The organism is Natranaerobius thermophilus JW/NM-WN-LF (assembly GCF_000020005.1).
GTDB lineage: Bacteria > Bacillota > Natranaerobiia > Natranaerobiales > Natranaerobiaceae > Natranaerobius > Natranaerobius thermophilus.
In genome coordinates, this window is sequence record NC_010718.1 from 2,567,889 (window position 1) to 2,586,712 (window position 18,824).

11 protein-coding genes are annotated in these 18,824 nt (G+C 38.8%); 4 read left to right on the forward strand and 7 right to left on the reverse strand.

What is annotated here, in order from left to right; genetic code table 11:
* Positions 1–71: 71 nt before the first annotated feature.
* The 4 genes from NTHER_RS12190 to NTHER_RS12205 all read right to left on the reverse strand — a co-directional run bounded on the left by NTHER_RS12190 (position 72) and on the right by NTHER_RS12205 (position 5,833).
* Entirely contained in the window at positions 72–986 is a 915-nt protein-coding gene (locus NTHER_RS12190) for an ABC transporter permease (protein WP_012448817.1), read from the reverse strand.
* 55 nt (positions 987–1,041) lie between these two features.
* The gene (gene nikB, locus NTHER_RS12195; protein ID WP_012448818.1) at positions 1,042–1,968 is read right to left on the reverse strand and encodes a nickel ABC transporter permease; all 927 of its coding nucleotides are present in this window, start codon (positions 1,966–1,968) and stop codon (positions 1,042–1,044) included.
* Between the two features lie 186 nt (positions 1,969–2,154).
* Positions 2,155–3,753, reverse strand: a complete 1,599-nt coding sequence (locus NTHER_RS12200; protein WP_012448819.1) for a glutathione ABC transporter substrate-binding protein — start codon at positions 3,751–3,753, stop codon at positions 2,155–2,157.
* Between the two features lie 325 nt (positions 3,754–4,078).
* Positions 4,079–5,833, reverse strand: coding sequence for a M28 family peptidase (locus tag NTHER_RS12205; RefSeq protein WP_012448820.1), 1,755 nt, complete (start codon positions 5,831–5,833; stop codon positions 4,079–4,081).
* Positions 5,834–6,306: 473 nt separating this feature from the next.
* Here NTHER_RS12205 and NTHER_RS15380 point away from each other — a divergent pair, with 473 nt between their 5' ends.
* Positions 6,307–8,583, forward strand: coding sequence for an HD domain-containing phosphohydrolase (locus NTHER_RS15380; protein WP_012448821.1), 2,277 nt, complete (start codon positions 6,307–6,309; stop codon positions 8,581–8,583).
* On the opposite strand, the gene NTHER_RS12215 is transcribed toward NTHER_RS15380, so the two are convergent.
* Positions 8,580–10,451 (reverse strand): diguanylate cyclase domain-containing protein, encoded by a 1,872-nt coding sequence (locus NTHER_RS12215; RefSeq protein ID WP_012448822.1) that lies wholly within the window; start codon positions 10,449–10,451, stop codon positions 8,580–8,582. The two genes, NTHER_RS15380 and NTHER_RS12215, sit on opposite strands and share 4 nt — an antisense overlap.
* Before the next feature lie 125 nt (positions 10,452–10,576).
* On the opposite strand from NTHER_RS12215, the gene NTHER_RS12220 reads away from it, so the two are divergent.
* Complete coding sequence (locus tag NTHER_RS12220; protein ID WP_012446527.1) at positions 10,577–11,638, forward strand: IS6 family transposase; 1,062 nt, start codon at positions 10,577–10,579, stop codon at positions 11,636–11,638.
* 271 nt (positions 11,639–11,909) lie between these two features.
* Here NTHER_RS12220 and NTHER_RS12225 read toward each other — a convergent pair whose 3' ends face one another.
* Positions 11,910–14,288, reverse strand: a complete 2,379-nt coding sequence (locus tag NTHER_RS12225; protein ID WP_012448823.1) for a stalk domain-containing protein — start codon at positions 14,286–14,288, stop codon at positions 11,910–11,912.
* Positions 14,289–14,542: 254 nt separating this feature from the next.
* A complete protein-coding gene (locus tag NTHER_RS12230) occupies positions 14,543–16,834 on the reverse strand; it encodes a stalk domain-containing protein (protein WP_012448824.1) in 2,292 nt (763 codons plus the stop codon).
* A gap of 325 nt (positions 16,835–17,159) precedes the next feature.
* Here NTHER_RS12230 and NTHER_RS12235 point away from each other — a divergent pair, with 325 nt between their 5' ends.
* On the forward strand, positions 17,160–17,684 hold the full coding sequence (locus tag NTHER_RS12235) for a transcription repressor NadR (protein WP_012448825.1): 525 nt from the start codon (positions 17,160–17,162) through the stop codon (positions 17,682–17,684).
* A 193-nt stretch (positions 17,685–17,877) separates the two neighbouring features.
* Positions 17,878–18,804, forward strand: coding sequence for a quinolinate synthase NadA (gene nadA / locus NTHER_RS12240; protein ID WP_012448826.1), 927 nt, complete (start codon positions 17,878–17,880; stop codon positions 18,802–18,804).
* Positions 18,805–18,824 lie beyond the last annotated feature (20 nt).

Below are 18,824 nucleotides of genomic sequence, written 5' to 3' on the forward strand. Positions count from 1 at the left end.
TTCTATTTCACGTAAATTTTTCGGTTTATTAAGAGATCTCACTGTCTTAATATCAATACCAATTTAGCAAATTAGTCCTTCAACCTTGGGTCCAAGGCATCTCTCAAGCCGTCTCCAAATAGGTTTAGCCCCAGTATAGTTAGGGCAATGGCTAGTCCCGGGAATGTAGAAATCCACCAGGAATCCCTGATAAATCTCATACCATCGGAAAGCATTGCTCCCCATTCAGGAGCCGGCGGCTGTGCACCCAGACCGATGAAGGACAGTCCTGCAGCTGATAATATAGCCATAGCTACACCCAGGGTAGCCTGTACAATGATAGGAGCTAGAGCATTGGGGATGATATGCTTAACTATTATCCTGCTATTTTTAGCTCCCAGGGCCTGGGCAGCTTCTACGAATTCTTCCTCTTTCAAGGTTAGTACAGAACCCCGGACGATCCGGGCAAATTGGGGTATAAACCCTATTCCTACTGCAATAAATAAATTAGTCAGCGAGGGGCCAATGGCACTAACAATGGCAATGGCCAACAAAATAGGTGGAATAGATAAAATTATATCCACAACTCTCATGACAACATTGTCCACCAAATGGCCAAAATAACCCGCTATAGCACCTAAAAGACTTCCCGATACTAGAGAAATAGCTATAGCTATGAAACCAACCTGAATAGACAGGCGAGTACCGTGAATAATTCTACTCAAGATACATCTACCCAAGTGGTCAGTACCTAGTAGAAATTCAGAAGAAGGCGATTCCCTCACTGCATCGTAATTTTGTTCAGCGTAATCATAAGGAGCAATTACATCGGCAAAAATAGCCGTTACAAAGAGTAGGGCCACGAGAAACAATCCTACCATGGCCGATTTATTCCTCTTCAGGCGTCGCCAGGCCTCAGCCCATTGACTACGACCAACCTGTTCAGTTTTCTGTTGATCTGTACTTTCCGTGACAGAGGTATTTTTTTGGGTTTCTGATTCTGCCATGCCTCATCTACCTCCTTAAAAACAAAAGTTAAGAGACCTTGTCAAACTGCTTCTCTTACTGATACTGGGCCTTGATACGTGGGTCTAAGAAAGCATAGAAAATGTCTACCAACAAATTGACTAGTGAAAACACAATAGCGATGAACAGTACTCCACCCTGTACTACTGTAAAGTTCTGTTCGCGAATACTGTCCACTATCAGCCTTCCCAAACCGGGAATAGAGAAAATAGTTTCCGTCAATACTGCTCCTCCCAGTAGGAACCCGAACTGAAGTCCAATGACAGTTACTACCGGTATTAAGGCATTTTTTAGAGCGTGCTTTACAATTACTGTACGCTCATTTAGCCCCTTAGCCTTGGCAGTACGGATATAATCCTGACGCAGTACTTCCAGCATGGATGAACGGGTCATACGAGTAATAAGACCAGCACTGCTCGTCCCAAGAGTGACTATTGGAAGCACGGCATGCTGCCAGGTATCAAATCCTGATGACGGAAATATGGGAAACAACACTGAAAATAATAGAATTGCCATCATACCCTGCCAAAAGTTAGGAAGTGACACACCTAAGAGGGCTCCCACCATAGTCACGTTATCAATAGCAGAGTTCTGGCGCACTGCAGAAATTATCCCTGCAGGGATGCCAATTATTACTGCCAAAAAGATAGCACCAGTTGATAAAACTAATGTGTTTGGAAACCGTGCCATAATCTCAACCAATACCGGTCTACCAGTTGTCAAGGAGTAGCCAAAATCTCCCTGTATAACATCCGTCAAGTAATTCAAAAACTGTTGAAAGAATGGTAAATGTAGACCCATTTCCCGTCGCAGTTGTTTTACCTGATGTTCTGGAGCTTGTTCACCCAGCAAAATCAGTGCCGGGTCTCCAGGAGTTATATACATAATCGTGAAAACTATGAAAACTACTCCTAGAAGGACAGGGATTAACTGGAGGAGTCGATTAAATATATACTTATGCATACAAGTTTTCCCTCCCTTTAATAAGACCTATAGAACAAATAAATAAAACTACATACTATTTTAAAGCTTTGTAATGCTTTTGCTTTTATGCTATTTTAAACTGTTATACTTCATGTTTTCTATAAATAGGCCATGGAGACGATCCATGGCCTACAAATTCCTTAGTCAGAAAAGAACGCAATCAGATTAATCTGCAATAGTTACCTCAAACAGGTCATGGTGGCCTGCAGGATTAATAGTAAAGTTCTCTACAAAATCTCTAGTACCAACTGCTTCTTCACCCACTTGAGTAAAGATCCAAGGAGCTTCTTCAGTAACTATTTCTTGAATTTCCGCATAGATCTCAGCACGCTCATCTTCATCGAAAGTTCTACGACCTTCGTCTAGAAGTTCGTCTACTCTGTCATTATCATAGAAAGTTCTGTTTCCGGCTGCTCCATGCTCATCACCATGGAATAGGGAGTATAATCCGTAATCGGCATCACCGGTTACTGAAACCCAGCCAAGTATGAACATATCATGCTCTCCTTGGGCAGTTTCTTCAAGATAAGTTCCCCACTCGCGAATGCTGATGTTTAGGTCAATACCCAGTTGAGACAACTGGCCTTGTACCATTTCAGCGATGTCCTGACGCTGCTGCTGGTCATTAGTCCAGATTTCTGCTTCAAATCCGTCTTCATAGCCAGCTTCAGCCAGTAGTTCTTCAGCTCTCTCCATATCCTGCTCATAAGATTTTACATCTTGATTATTGTGCACTACTGCTGGAGCAAGGGGACTTCTAGCAGGTTCTCCCAGTCCATAATATACTCCTTCGACAATTGGTTCCATATCTAATGCATAGTTAATTGCTTGTCGTACCCTTTCATCATCAAAGGGTTCTTTGTCAATATTAAAGCCAATATACTCAGTTGACAAGTTAGGTTCTCTTAAAAGAGTTAATTCTTCATGATCTTCTACTCTTTCAAGATCTGTTGGTGCTACATCGTAAATAATATCAGCACCACCTGTTTCTAATTCAATAGTTCTGTTTGTGTCCTCTTCAATGTTTCTGAAAGAAAGCTGCTCTACACCAGCTTCTCCTCTCCAGTGGTCATCAAAACTAACTAGGTCAATTCTGTTTCCAATATCCCAATCGTCAAATTTAAATGGCCCAGTTCCTACAGGATTCTGTCCAAAGTCATCGCCATGTTCTTCAACTGCATCTTCATTGACAATGGCAGTTACTGAGTGACCAAGATGATAAAGAATTGGTGCAAAAGGTTCTTCTAGAGGAATTTGCACGGTATAATCATCTACAATTTCAATATTATCAACATCAACCATTTCTAAAATAAAAGCTCCCGGGGAAGCTTCGTCTTCATCTAACAATCTTTGATATGAATATTTAACATCTTCAGCTGTTAGCTCTTCACCATTGTGAAATTTAACGCCTTCGCGAAGATAGAATTCGTAAGTAGTATCATCGATCTGTTCCCAGTCTTCAGCCAGTCCTGGCTGAACCTCCATATTCTCGTCCTGCTCCACAAGAGTGTCAAAAATTTGCTCTGTAATTCTTGCAGAAGGTTGATCGTTTTCACCAATAGGATCTAGTGTTGGTGCATCTGCCCCCTGGGCAACTACCAAGTGATCTTCTTCAAGTCGTTCTTCCATTTCTTCCTCTTCTTCTCCTTCTGGTGCTTCGGCTTCGTCCTCAACATCAGGCTCTCCACAGCCTGTCAAGGTGAACACCAAAAGACCAGATAGCACAATTGCTAGCCAAAATGGCTTTTTGTTAAATTTTTTCACTATTGTCCCCTCCTTGTTTCGATTTTAACGCTTTTGTAATTTAAAGCGCCCAAACATCCTGCAGTCGGCCTTCTCACCCCCTCAATCTTTCTAATTTTCTGTAATCCTTTTGCCTTTTAAAGTAAAGGGCGTTACTTGGGTATTAAACCTTCTTTTATTCTACAAGTTTCACAAAGAAATTGTCAATACAACATTCCTCATCCAAAACAGTAAAATCTGCCATGTAAGTACAAAAAAGCTCAGAATCTTTAAAAAACAAAGCCAGCGGCAGTTTTCCGCTGGCTTTCACAGTATCTTAGAAAATATCTAATATACGTTTATATTGTTAATTAATAACATCCAAGACTGCTGTTCCAATTATCTCCAATGCTTTTTCATAACGGTCTTCACAGATATTATCTTCTACAGTATCTAGAGGGGTATGGTATACTGGTTCCGTATAAAAATCTTCTTGAGTCCCTTCACCGGACATGTGGATAAACAAAGCTGCTGGAATACCCGCTTCATGGAAAGGAAGGTGATCACTGGCAGAAAATTGACCTTGGGCAACTTCTTCATAACCCAGGGCTTTATCTGCTTCCTTCATGGAATCAGTAACCAAGTTTGGTTCACCGTCTACTGTTTGGGCAAATAAATGCTCTATATATGGATCACTGGTAGCCACCATATCAGGATTATAAACTCCTTTGAATCTCTCCTGTTCGTCCTGGGACAACTGTTCAACATAATACCGGGAACCTACTAGCCCAACTTCTTCAGCCCCAAAGTTAATAAATCGTAGCTCCACATCGCCATCGTATTCTTTAAATACCCGAGCCATCTCCATGGTAGCTGCCGTACCCGAAGCATTGTCATTGGCCCCTGGAGCTGAAACCACACTATCATAGTGACCTGTCACAGCTATTATGGGAGCATTTTCATCATCTGCAGATTTAGTAGCTTCTACATTATAAGAAGTTAAATCTTCTTTGACGACTGTATCGATAGTGAGTTCAACACCATCATCAGAATTGGCGACCATTTCCTCAAGCCATATTCCGTGAATGTATGAAGCTCCTAGAACTGGTATATTCGCTTGTTCGCTCATATAAGGTGGAAATGCTTGCCCTAATGCACCACCAGGGCCTCCGCTATTGTAAATTATGACTCCATCTCCACCTTCATCTTCAACTTCTACCACTATCTGACCAAATTCCTCTGGATCAAGCTGCCGAAAGTCTCCTTCGACTAAAACAATTTTATCTTCTACCTTTTCATCAATATCTTCAATATCACCGCTACCGACATTTACAACCTCTGCCCTGACTTCCTGTTTTCCTTCAGTAATTAAACCTCCTGGAGAAGCCCACATCTCCCATTCAGTGCCATGCCTTTCTTCAAACGTTCCCCAGGGGTAATCATCCCCGTATTCGGTTTCGTGATCATAATCGATTTCCCCATACCACTGCTCTCCATCTTCTATTTCAACATTAGCCAAAACTGCCATCTCAGGGCCCGCAAATCCCACAGGAAATTCTTGTTTATTTACTTCGTATCCCAAATCCTGATAATACTCAACTAAATAGTCAGCCGCTTTGTGTTCATCAGAAGTTCCGGCAGGGCGAGTACCAATGTCCTGGGCGAGATATTCAACATGTTCCATAGCATGGTCCACGTCAATCTGCTCTAAAACCTCATGGTCTATACCTAAAACTTCATCTTCTGTTATCACTTCCTCATCCACATCTTCTTCCAGTTCTTCTACTACTCTGTCTTCTAAATTTATTTCTACGGTTTCAGTTGCACTTACCCAGCTAACTTCTGCTCCTATTTCTTCAAAGGTTTCACGTACTGGTACTATTTCATTGTCAAGATCGTGGGGTAAATATTCATTTACAGATGAAGCGTCTACCATAGTTCGACCCTGTTCTAATTGCAAGTCTGTTTCAATTTCTTGTCCGTCGATTTCCAGAGAAAGTTCTGAAGTCTCTTGGATGTGGCTTACACCCCCAAAAGCCGCTTGGGATCCTACCTGGGATCCTATTAGTAAAATAAACAAAGCCAATACGGTTATACCAAGGTTTTTACCACCTTTAAACATTGAAAAACTCCTTTCGTAAAAAAATTGTCCACCTATAACTTAGTAACTAGAGTTAAAAATATGACAAGTTGACTAATCACTTCTATCTTAAAAACACTATTCCTGTCTCAGTTCCTGTCATTTCCAGCGACAGCTACTTTTTTTAGTAATATTAAATATTAATTTTATTTATATCTCAATTATCCCTATTCTAAATTGATTTTAAAAAATAATCAACTTCTATGAGAACCTAAACCGAGGAATTCCCCGGGTTTTTAACTTAGATATCAACATACTCACATTGCTATCACGGATATTCGACTCTATTGTAAAACTGTTGACAGGAAAAGTCATTTTTAATCAAGAAATAGCAATGATGCATATTGGATAATTAATTCTTATCATTATTATTACCAGATTAATAATATAAGAGCTTTCTAAACATCTAAAAATATTTTTATTAATTAATTAATTATATGTGGAGGGTGAGTGTATTGACCTCTGGAAAGAGCCTACAAAGTCTATTAAATATCTTTAAAAATATACCGAATTCCATCCAAGAGCTGCAGGATTTTGCATTAGAAGAAGCACTTAAACTCACTGACAGCAAAATTGGCCATTTTTATAAATATAACGAGAACCTACAGCAACTGCGCCTGTTGTCTTTTTCCCAAAAAGTATTTCAAGATTGCAGCTTAAACAGGCACAAAAAAATACGTCCCCTGGACGAACCGGGTATATGTACTGAAGCTATCCGCAAAAGGAAGCCCTTAGTCATTAATGATTATCAAAAATCTCACCCGTTAAAAAAAGGGATATCAGACTACCATATTAATTTGAACAGATATATGGGAATTCCTATTTTCAAAAACAATAACATAGTTGCCGTAGTCGGTATGGCCAATAAGGAAGAGGATTACACGGAGAATGACCTTTTGAGGTTACAAATTTTTATGGATTATTTATGGGAAGTTCGAGAACATAAAGAATTAGAAAAAGAATTATATCAAATAAAACAAGTTCTATCACCCAAGCATAAACCCCAAATCAATACTGTTAAAAACAAAAACTATACAGTCCAAAGAAGTACTGCACAAAGCATTACTTCCCAGAACAATGCTAGATACAAATTAAGTGATATGCAATATGGAGATTTGACAAAATCCAATACCCGCCGGGAAATCTTAGAAGCTACTGGAAAGGATCTGTTACATGAAATCTCAATGGATTTTGTAAAATTGCTAGAGACCACGGCACTGATCTTTGAGAAAAATGGGGATTATGCCCTGGGATTATTTGCCTCCGATTGGTGTCGCTTTCTCAACAAAGCTTCGCGAAACCTGTGTTCCACAAATGATAATTGGGAAGCTATGCAGAGCGGTCACTGGCTTTGTCACGAATCATGTTGGAGGCGAGGAGCTAAACATGCCATAGATACAGGCCAACCCGTTGATAAACTTTGTTATGGAGGTATACGTATACATGCGGTACCTATCCAGGCCCGGGGAACTGTTGTAGGTGCTATTAGCATGAGCTACGGGGATCCACCCCAGGATTTGAACCACCTCCAGGACATAGCTGACTCTTACCAGGTAGATTTGGCCAGTTTATGGGAAAAAACAAAATCTTATGATTCGCGCCCTTCATTTATAATCGACATAGCCCAAGAACGTTTATATACTGCTGCCAGGTTAATCGGATATATCATGGAAAGAAAGAAAGCTGAAAATCAACTCCATTATTTAAGCTATCATGATAAACTAACTGGATTATATAATAGAGATTACATCGACAGAGAATTAAATAATCTTTCCGGGGAGTCAAATTTACCACTTAGCATAATAATGACTGATGTCAACGGCTTAAAACTTGTTAATGAAAGTTATGGAAATGAAACCGGCAATCAAATATTAACCAATATAGCAAATTTGATTGAAGAAATCATACCAGAAGAAGGTATTGCTGCCAGGTGGGGTGGTGATGAGTTTATCATCATTCTACCAAAAACTAGCAAAAAACAAGCAGAAAACATTTCTGCTAATCTTAAGAGAAAATGTGATAATTTACAGGTAACCACATTTCCTGTAAAAATGGCTCTGGGAGTTGCCACAGCCACAAAGACTGCCACAAGTACAAAAACTAAAAATTCTCTTAAAGAAACTATAAAATCCGCAGAAGATCGCATGTACAAAAATAAGCTAGGAGAAAGCGAAAGCACCAAGAGTGATATTATCGGAGCCCTACTGGCTACCCTAAAAGAAAAAAGCGATGAAACAGAAGCTCATGCCCGCCGGCTTAGAGAGTTGGGATTAAAATTCGGAACAGCCCTGGGATTATCCAGGGCTGAAAAGGATAGATTATCTTTACTGGCAACCATGCACGATATCGGCAAAGTTGTAATCTCAGAAGATATTCTGAAAAAATCCGGCCCTTTAACTGAAGATGAGTGGGAAAAAGTCAAAGAACATCCTGAAATTGGGCAGCGAATTGCTTATAACTCTGATAACCTAAACCACATAGCAGAGGAGATAGCCTCCCACCACGAACGATGGGATGGTAAGGGATATCCCAGGGGTTTACAGGGCAAGGAAATACCACTACTAGCCAGAGTAATATCTATCATTGATACTTTTGATGTCATAACCCAGGGCAGATCATACAAAAGAGCAGTTTCCAAGCAACAAGCCATAGCTGAAATTAAAAGGTGTGCCGGAACACAGTTTGATCCTGAGCTGGTTGAAATTTTCACTAACTTGGTTGAGGAATGTTAATGGATAGAAGGAGTATGCACACCCTGGGACTGATCCTGAATGATTTCCACAAATAGCTTCGCCAGTTGGGGATCAAATTGCCTTCCTCCGCAGCGCAAGATTTCCCATAGGGCTTTCTCCTTGCCCATGGGTTCTTTATAACTCCTGCCGCGAATCATTACATCGTAAGCGTCCACTATGGAAATAATTCTGGAAAGCAAGGGGATATTATCCCCTGAAAGCCCTTGAGGATAGCCATTACCGTCCCAGCGCTCATGGTGATGTAAAATGGCTTCTGCGATAGGGGCAAGTTCAGGAGCTGCCAGGGCGATTTTAAACCCATCTTCGGGATGTCTTTTAATGATCTCCCATTCTTTATCAGTTAAGGGTTCCTTCTTTTTTAATATTTTTTCTCCGATAGTCACTTTGCCCACATCATGAAGTACAGATAGATGGGATAATTTCTGCAACTCACTGTCAGGAAGTTTTAAGGCCTTTCCCATTTTTCGAGATAATAATCTCAGTCTTTTGCCGTGCATTTCCGTTTCGAAACTTTTTTCTCGTAATATCTTCAGTAATGATTCAATTATTTCACTGCGAACTTTTTTGCTATCTGCGATCTTTTTTTGATACATCCTCTCCTCGGCTTCCCTGATTAAAGTTTCAGTATTTTTATCCTCTTCTTCAATTTCCTTAGTGGCTAATCCCAGCGAAATACTCAAATTAAATTTTTTAAATTCCTGTTCACGCATATTGTCAACTATTCTTTGTGAGACCAACTCGGCTTCTTTAGCTTTCGTCTGAGGAAGCAAGACAATAAATTCATCTCCACCAAAGCGAGCAATAATATCTTCGCTTCGACAGGATTTTTTTATCGTTTCTGCAGCTTTGATTAACAGCCTGTCTCCTTCCAGGTGGCCAAAGGCATCATTAACTAGTTTGAGCCCATTCACATCCCCCAGTATTAGGCTCATAGGGAGCTGCCTGTTAGTGTTCAAACGATACAATTCTTCTTTAAAGAATCTTCGATTATACAGGCCAGTGAGTTCATCATAGAAACTTAAATATCTAATCTGTTCTTCAGCTTCTTTGCGGGCTGTAATATCGTGGATAAACCCTTCCAGATAATGATTCCGCCCCCCTCCATTGATCGCTACACCTCGTTCTTCAAACCAACGCATTTCACCTCGGGCATCAAATATTCGATAAATTAAATGAAAGGGTTTATTATCAAGGAGAGCACTATTAATTTTATTTTTTACCTGGGGCAGGTCTTCTTTATGTATAATACTTCTAAAGTTTCTGTTACCTTCTAAGAATTCCTGTTTTGAAAAACCTGTAATTTCTTCAATATTATCATTTAAGTATATCATGGGATAATCATCTTCATTTTGGCAAAGATAAATGATTCCCGGAATATTGTTAGCCAATTTACGAAATTTTTCTTCACTGCTTCCAAGGACCTGTTCAATTTTTTCTTTTTTGTTAAGTACTTTACTATTACTTTCACATTCACTGATTGATTCCCCGGCAATTATGACCCCTGTTATTTCTCCGCTGTCATCCCTGTAAAGACCTAGCCTAGTTGAAAATAACCTGGGGGTTCCTATGGCTGGCATGACATATAGATCGATATCCTTGTAAAACTCATTATTTTCTTGGGCTAACACTTCATTAAAAACCTGAAGAAAACGAAGGTTTTCTTCCAAAGAAAGAAATTCTTTAAAAAAAGATTTCCCCAAAAGCTGTTCTTCCTTTAGCTCTAGTAGTTGGCAACCTTTATCGTTTACAAATTCAATGATTCCATTTAAATCAAGTACAATTAACACCTTTTCAGAAATTTTAAGATATTGACTCATAACTTGATATTGTTTGCTTCCTTTGGCCATGTTAATGCCTCCTAGTAGATAATTTAGTTCTGTTAAGTTATATGATATTTGAATCAGTCTCCGTCCCGGAGTTAAGATAGTTTTAGACAGAAATCAAAACCCTCCGGGAGAAAGGAGACTGATCCATGACTAAAGTTGTATGCCCTAGATGCAATAATAACTGCTCTGACAAGTTTTATAGGTTTGGTTTTGATAATCATGGTCATCAAAAGTATCAATGTCAAGAATGTTTTAGTCAGTTTGCACCTAAGACACTTTCTAAAGGCGGGGATAAAAGAGGTCCTAATAAACCTCGTAAATATCCCTCTTGCCCTAAATGCGGTAAAGCTACATTTTTACATCACGACTATGAATTTTATTCTAATTTGAGGTGTTGGGACAAAAGCTGTAATCATTCTTTCTATGTCCCTAAACCTCAAAGTATTCCTGAACCTTCGCAACTTGATATTGACGGCAAAGTAGACTTCTCTAACATGAGACATTCTCTTCATACTGTTATTCGAGCTCTTTACCTGTACTTTATCAATGGTAGCTCTACTAGAGGTGTCTCACAGTTCCTTATTGATTGTGAAGGAATTAAAGTATCTCATGTTACTATTGCTGACTGGACTAAAAAGTTTGCTCCTCTGTTTCTTTATATCTCTAGATATCTAAAGCCAATAGATCTTGACTCTTCTGATGAGTGGCATGTCGACGAAACTGTAATTAAAATTAAAGGCAAAAGATTCTACGCCTGGACTGTTATTGATGCTGAAACTAGATTTGTGCTTGCATTTCATCTATCTCCTTACAGAGATAGCCAGGCTGCTTTTAAAGTGCTGAACTATGCTAAGAAACATTTTGGACAGCCTCATAGTATCGTTACAGATAGATACTGGGCTTACAATGCTCCAATTAAAGTTCTGTTTCCAAACTCTAATCACATCAGAGTCGAGTCTTTTCAAGATGATATCTCTAATAACTTAATTGAATCTTTTTTTCAGATTTTCAAAAGCTGGGTTAAGCAACGCAGAGGATTTGCTTCTTTCCAGTCAGCCAACAAGTTGATTGCGGTATTTGTGTTTGCTTTTAACTTTGTTAGGACAAGCAATGTTTTGAATCAGTCTACTCCTGCTCAAGTTGCTGGGATTAATTACTCTAATCGTAATAGGACTTTTTGGCTTTTACATAGTAATAATGCCGCTTGACTGCCAAATCTTTTGAAATCTTGCGAGCAAATGAGCTTATTTTTCATAACAACTTAACAGACTCGATAATTTAGCAAAAATTAACAATTTTAAAATATAGTTGTACTTAAAATCCACTAACAATAATTTACAACACTGTTCCTACATTATCCTTCTAAGTTTTTAAAAAATAGAAAAAAACCGGGAATTTAACCCGGTTTATGATAAAATTTTCAACACTTTTTGTAAAATTATGTCAACTATTCATACTCATTGTATCATTGTTATGGTATCATTTGACAATGATTATTTCTCTTGTCTGAGCACTCCAAGTAACATTTGCATCAAAGGCCTCGGCAATAAACCTGATGGGCAGCAGGGTTCTTCCCACTTCCTGGTCCAAATAGGGAGCTGCATCCATAGTTATCTTCTCACCATTTATCCAGGCTACAGTTTCATTGATATAAAATACTACTGTGGTGTCATCCAATCTGGCTGTTACCGATCTGACAGTACTATCCCAGTCTACCGTAGCACCTAAAGCTTCCCCAATTACCCTAAAGGGGAGATAGGACCTGCCGTCACTAAAAATAGGAGCACTATCCATCTGATTAGATTGGCCATTAATTTCTATGGTCTTTTTACCTTCAGTAAGCTTAATTGTTTTTGTTTTCACTTCTTGTTCTTGCTCTTCAACTCCCAAGGTGATTTCTTCAGTGATATCGTCATCAACTTTAAGAGAACCTTGATAATCTAAGTGATTTTCACGAGTAACAGTGTAGTCATATTTTCCTTTTTCCAACTCTATAACAGCTTTACCTTGATTATTGGTTCTAGATGTTTTTTCTATTTCATCATCTACTTCCCTCGCCTTTACAACAACTTGAGCATTACTTAATGACTTACCATCTTCATCTTGGATTTTAAAAATAACTTCGTAAACTTCTGCAACTGTGAAATCAGTTTTAAAAGTTTTAGTTAACCCCTGATCTGAAATAACTCTCAAACTGTAAATATCCTGTTCATCTGCTCTAATACTAAAACTAGCACTACCGTCTTTAAAGTCTCTTTTATCACTGACTCTAATACCCTCAGGGCTTACTATATTGTATTTTTGAGAATCTTCATCCTGAACGGCCCTGTTACCATCTTCATCAACCATTGTTAAAGTAACATTTCCTCTTAGATTACCCGGTTTGATATTCACTTTTATTTCTAAATCTTCTGGCTCTCCAGCCACATATAAATTGACACTATCTTCAAAGCCAGTGTCGGCATGATATGCTTTAATTTCAGTTTCACCAGTATTCCCTCTGATGTCAATCAAGCCTGTGCGACTTCCAACTCTGGCAATTCTGCTATTAGAAGAGCTGAATATAACGTCTTCATCTTTTATGTCATAATTTTTCTTCATACCTCTGTTATCTACCAGGAAAACTCTGGCATATAAATCTCCATCTTCATCGGCATCGTAATCTTTTCTAATAGTAGTTTCATCTAAATGTATTTCTATAGAAGACAGTTTTCCAAATTCTGATACAGTAACAGTAGTAGAATCTTTTAAAGTAGTACCACCTATCCTGGCTTCCACCTTGTATTTACCATCTTCGTCAATTTTGTTCTGAAAAACTTTTACTTGAAACATTTCATAGGTCTCATCTTCGTCATCTAAATCCATAGTCAATTCAACTATATCCCGGTCTTCATTAGTGTAAACCTTGCCATCTGGAGCAGTTACTCTAACTGTAATAATGGAGTCGATATCTTTATCGTCAACCACAACCCTATTGCCGAATTCATCGTAGACCGCAAACCATACGTTAAAAGCGCTATCTTTAATATCACTAAATTTTGTTCTGTCATGAGCCACGATCTTATCAATATCTCCTAACTTTACTTCAACAGTTTCATTTGAGTTAACTTTTCTGTCCTTGTCCCATCTGGCCTGAAATTCATGATCACCAATCTCTGTTTTGCTAATTCTTAACTCTGCTACGCCATCTTTATCAGTTCTAGCAGTCCCTATTTTCACCCATCTACCTCGATCATTCTTTTCTTCGAACACAATTACTGCACCTTCTACTTCCCACTTATCAGCTGTGGCCGTTGCCTTTAAGGTGAAACGTTCACCTGCTGTAACCTTATCTGGTTTTATTTCAAGAGTTACTTTATCCACAGAGTCGCTGGCGTTCACTCGTACTTTGGCACTGTCAATTTTCCCTGATTTTACTCCATCTCTATACAATGTAATATCATATTCACCAGGAGTACTACTGGTAACAGTAAATTTCACTTCCCCATTTTTGATTTCATCAATTCGTACTTCCCAGTTTTCTCCATCACGTTTAACCAGATCTTTTTCTTTGCCGTCCACAAGTTCAACCTTTTCAGCATCCCTGCTGGAATTGATGTAAAACTTTACTGGCCCTTCTTCAATCCTGGCACCAGTTGAGCTACGAAAACGAACGGTAAATTCAGAGTTTTCGTTAATATCTACCCTGTTATCATGACTAACTATACTACTTGCGGCTCTGCTGTAATCTTGATACTCATTTGAGCCATTCTCGTCAATATTAACCTGCTCATCATCACTATTTGCAGCAAATGCTACCCCACTAAATAAACTAAATACCATTGCCATTACAGTTAATAGAGATAACATTTTTTTCATTGTCTTTTCTCCTCCTCATTAATTTCTCAATGAATTATCTATCAAAATCCCTGGACAAAGGATTTGTTAAACTTCACCTCCTTAAAGTACGTACTAACTAATAAGACGTAGATTCTCAGAAAATGTGACGCAGTTTGGAAAATAATAATCCATATGAACAAAGTTCCTATTAAAAAAACCGCCCTGGGTCAACAGGGCGGTTTGGGGCTACCGGTTTATATAACCAGTGTCTTCATTTAAAATTTGAGCTAAATTTAGTTTACAAGTCGCTCAATAGTGATTTCTCTAGTTTCGCTATCCCAATCAACATAAGCATCGAAAGCTTCTGCAACGAATCTGATTGGAAGTAAAGTTCTTCCTGCATCATCGTCCATGAATGGTTCAGTGTCCATTTCAAAGGCCTCTCCGTCTACGAATGCAGTAGTTTGTCCAAGGTAGAATATTGCAGTTCTTGCAGCCAGGTTAGCTGTAACGGATTCGTCATCAGCATCCCATTCAACCTCTGCACCTAGTGCTTCACCGATAGCTCGGAAAGGTAGAAATGCTCTCCCGTTTTGGAATACAGGAGTAGTATCCATTTCCTCTTCTTCACCGTCAATGTCAATTACACTTGATCCTTCTTGTAAAGTGATAATCTGTCTTTCCTCTTCTTGTTCAACTTCTTCCATTACCACATTTACTGAAGTATCTTCTTCTACATCAACTGTTCCTTCACTTTCTTCGTACTCATCTTTTGTAACTTCGTACTCGTATTCGCCAGCTTCAACTTCAAAGGCAACCTCTCCAGAAGCGTCAGTTTCTTCAGTTGCATCAGCAAAAGCCACTTCTGCTCCTTCTAAAGCTTCACCTTCTTCATCTTCTACTTCAAATAGTACTTCATAAGTCAAACCTTCAGTGAAATCAGCATCAAAATTAGCTGTTAGACCTTGTTCAGTAATAGCTCTTAAGGAATAAACTTCATAGTCTTCAGCTTCAATTTCAAAGGTAGCCTGTCCATTTTCAAAGTCTTCTTTGTTCTCTACTGTAATGCCTTCAGGAGTAATGATGTTATAATCTTCGGCATCTTCGTCCTGAATAGCTCTGTAACCATCTTCATCTTGAATAGTCATGGTAACTTCGCCTTCTAGTTCGCCAGGCTCAATGTCAACTTCCACATCTAATTGCTCAGGCTCACCAGCAACAAAGAACACAACACTATCTTCTAAACCTTTATCTTGATAGTAAGCATTAATTACGCTTTCACCGGCATTTCCTCTTACATCTAATTCTCCAGTACGGCTATCGATTCTAGCAACAGAAGGTCCTACTGAGCTGAATAGGATTTCTTCGTCATCAGTGTCATAGCTTTTTTCCATTCCATACTCATTAATCAATGTTACAGTTGCGTAAAGTTCACCATCTTCGTCAGCATCATAATCTTTTCTAACTACTTTTTCATCAAGCTCAAGTTCGATATCTTCAACTTCTCCGAATTCGGATACAGTTACTTTAGTGCTAGCACTCATAGTAGTTCCTGCTATTCTACCTTCTACTTCAAAGTCACCTTCTAGGTCAACTTCATCTTGATCTACAGTAACTTTGAACATTTCATAAGTATCTTCTTCATCATCGCTTGTATCAAATTCTACACTAACAACATCTTCGTCCTCTTCTGTGTATGTATCTCCTTCTGGGTCAGTAACCTCTACTGCAAAGTCCCCTTCTAAGTTGTTGCCGTATTCATCAGCCATAGCAAACCAAACATCGAAAGTATCTTCAGCCACGTCACTGAATTTGGACTCTTCATAAGCTTCAATTTTGTCAATGTCACCAGGAGTTACTTCTACTGTTACTTCTTCAGAAGTAGGATGATTTTCTACATCATCATCGCCATTGTCCCATCTAGCCTGGAAATCAAAGTCGCCTTTTTCGGTTTTTTCAAGATCTAGCTCTGCGATACCATCTTCATCGGTAAGAGCAGTATCTACTTCGTTCCATTCATCATCTTCGTCTTTTTCTTCAAAGATGATTTCTGCACCTTCAATTTCCCAGTTAGCAGTATCAGTAGCTTCAGCAGTTAAAGTAAAGCTTCTACCTACTTTAACTTCTTCAGTATCTGCAGTTAAATCGATTTCTCCTACGTCTTCGGAAGCAACTATTGTGATCTCTGCATCATCAATCTTGTTCTCATGATTTTCGTCTTGATATAGGGTAACTTCTACATCACCAGGAACCATACTTTCTACAGTAAATTCAACTTCTCCATTTTCTGCTTCTGCTTCAATCTTGCCATTTTCATCAGTAATTTCATTACCGTCGTATTTTACTGTTTCTGCGTCACGGCTTGTCCCTACAAAAAATTCTACAGTCCCATCTACCCTTTCTCCATCACTTTTTCTAAATCTTGCAGTAAATTCTGCTTCTTCGTCTACTTCTACCTCTTCTTCAAAATCAATAATGCTGCTGGCAGCTCTGCTGAAATCTTCCTCAGCTAAGACCACCCCGCTAAATAAACTAAGTACCAAAGTGAGTACTGTTAGAAGTGATAATGTTTTTCTCATCTTCATGTAATGAACCTCCTTTAAAATATTATTATATAGTTGTGCACTTAATTGAAAGAAATGTTCCCTTTTTATACATCCCCCCTCAATTAAAATTGCTATTTATTAAGACAGATCGAGCACCCAAAAAGTTCCGACAAAATACGACAAATTTCGTGGTAATATTATCTAATATAGTTACTGTTTAACACTGTAACCATGTGCTAACAATTAAATCCACGATATTCCTGAGTTGACCTGATTCAAAAAATCTGTTAATTTTAATACAGATGTCAAGACAGGTGTAAATCCAAAGATAGGTGTAAATTTAAAAGTTAGGAAGGGATGGACAATGGATGCAGAACAAAGAAGGAAACAAATCCTAAACCTGCTGTCTGCAGAAACTCCAGTGACAGGGAGCCAATTGGGTGAAAAGTTTGATGTCAGTAGACAAGTGATAGTTCAGGATATTGCTTTGTTAAGGGCCCAGGGATATCAAATCATGGCAACTCCCCAGGGATATATCAATCAATCTGAAAAGGATTCCCAAAATAGCCATATCATAACAATCGCCAGCAAACACGAACGAGAGGATATTAAGGAGGAATTAGAAACCATAGTTGATTTGGGAGGAACAATTTTAGATGTCATGGTGGAACATCCTATCTATGGTGAGCTTAAGGGACAACTAATGGTGAAATCCCGTAGAGATGTGCAAATGTTTTTAGATAAACTAGAAAATACCCAGGCAAATCCGCTGGCTACCCTAACCCAGGGTGTTCATTTGCATACTATAGAAGTCCCCAGTCAAGAAGCGGCTCAGGAAATCAAAACAGTCTTAAAGGAAAGAAATTTTCTAGTCAAAGAAGATGGCTAGCTCTGTAGCTGAATGCAGTTGAACAATCAAGTCAGAGCGCCCTGTTCAGGAGCTTGCTCCTTTTTTTAAGATGAAGTGTAAAGACAGGTGTAAATCATTTGTGTTTACATGCATAGGACAGTCATTAACTAAGAAAGTGATAACTTTCTTTTCATATATAAACTCAATTAATTATACAAGGGAGAGGTGAACTATGAATAAATTTAATACTAGTCAAGAGGAAGTTTTAAAGCAAATCCGCGACTTAAAAAAACAGGTTGATGCCATCATCTTGGCTCATAATTACCAACTTCCCCAAGTTCAAAAAGTAGCAGATTTCGTAGGAGATTCCTTTGAACTCTGTAAAACAGCTCGGGAAGTGGATAGTTCAGTGATTATATTTTGTGGGGTTCATTTCATGGCAGAAGGAGCTAAAGTCCTGGCACCGGAAAAACAGGTGATTATCCCAGACAATAATGCAGGATGTCCTCTGGCAGACATGGCTAGTCCAGAACAGGTTAGAGAGATAAAGAAAGAGTTTCCTGAAACCCCTGTAGTGGCGTATGTTAATACCAGTGCCGAAGTTAAAGCTGAAAGCCACATTTGTTGTACTTCATCTAATGCAGTGGATGTAGTTAATTCCCTCGATTCTGATTCTGTTATCTTTTTACCAGATCAAAATCTAGCTGATTATGTATCTAAATATACCGATAAACAGGTGATTCCATGGAATGGCTATTGTATTTCCCATGTACGAGTATCTACTGAAGAAATAGAAGAGACGAGAAAATATTATCCTGAAGCACCCATATTAGTACATCCTGAATGTCCTCACGAAATTAAAGAAACAGCCGATTATATCATGGGCACTGGAGGTATGGTGAAATTCGCCAGAGAAACAGAACATTCCACTATGATTATCGGAACAGAAGAAGGATTAGTTCATCGGTTGAAGAGAGAAAATCCCGCTAAAAACTTTTATCTACTAAGCCCAAGCTTTTTCTGTTCTAATATGAAAAAAATCACACCTCAGGAAGTGCTCCACTCCTTAAAAAACTTGGCTCCAGAAATAGAAGTAGCGGAAGAAACGCGGGTCAAGGCATATCAAGCCTTGAATAACATGTTGAGAGCTACACAATAAAAACAGTAACGATTACATTA

What these genes read in the sequence shown, in the direction of transcription:
- NTHER_RS12235 (WP_012448825.1), top strand. Translation starts at nt 17,160, where the DNA reads ATGGATGCAGAACAAAGAAGGAAACAAATCCTAAACCTGCTGTCTGCA.
- NTHER_RS12215 (WP_012448822.1), bottom strand. Translation starts at nt 10,451, where the DNA reads ATGGCCAAAGGAAGCAAACAATATCAAGTTATGAGTCAATATCTTAAA.
- NTHER_RS12190 (WP_012448817.1), bottom strand. Translation starts at nt 986, where the DNA reads ATGGCAGAATCAGAAACCCAAAAAAATACCTCTGTCACGGAAAGTACA.
- NTHER_RS12205 (WP_012448820.1), bottom strand. Translation starts at nt 5,833, where the DNA reads ATGTTTAAAGGTGGTAAAAACCTTGGTATAACCGTATTGGCTTTGTTT.
- nadA (WP_012448826.1), top strand. Translation starts at nt 17,878, where the DNA reads ATGAATAAATTTAATACTAGTCAAGAGGAAGTTTTAAAGCAAATCCGC.
- nikB (WP_012448818.1), bottom strand. Translation starts at nt 1,968, where the DNA reads ATGCATAAGTATATATTTAATCGACTCCTCCAGTTAATCCCTGTCCTT.
- NTHER_RS12220 (WP_012446527.1), top strand. Translation starts at nt 10,577, where the DNA reads ATGACTAAAGTTGTATGCCCTAGATGCAATAATAACTGCTCTGACAAG.
- NTHER_RS12225 (WP_012448823.1), bottom strand. Translation starts at nt 14,288, where the DNA reads ATGAAAAAAATGTTATCTCTATTAACTGTAATGGCAATGGTATTTAGT.
- NTHER_RS12230 (WP_012448824.1), bottom strand. Translation starts at nt 16,834, where the DNA reads ATGAAGATGAGAAAAACATTATCACTTCTAACAGTACTCACTTTGGTA.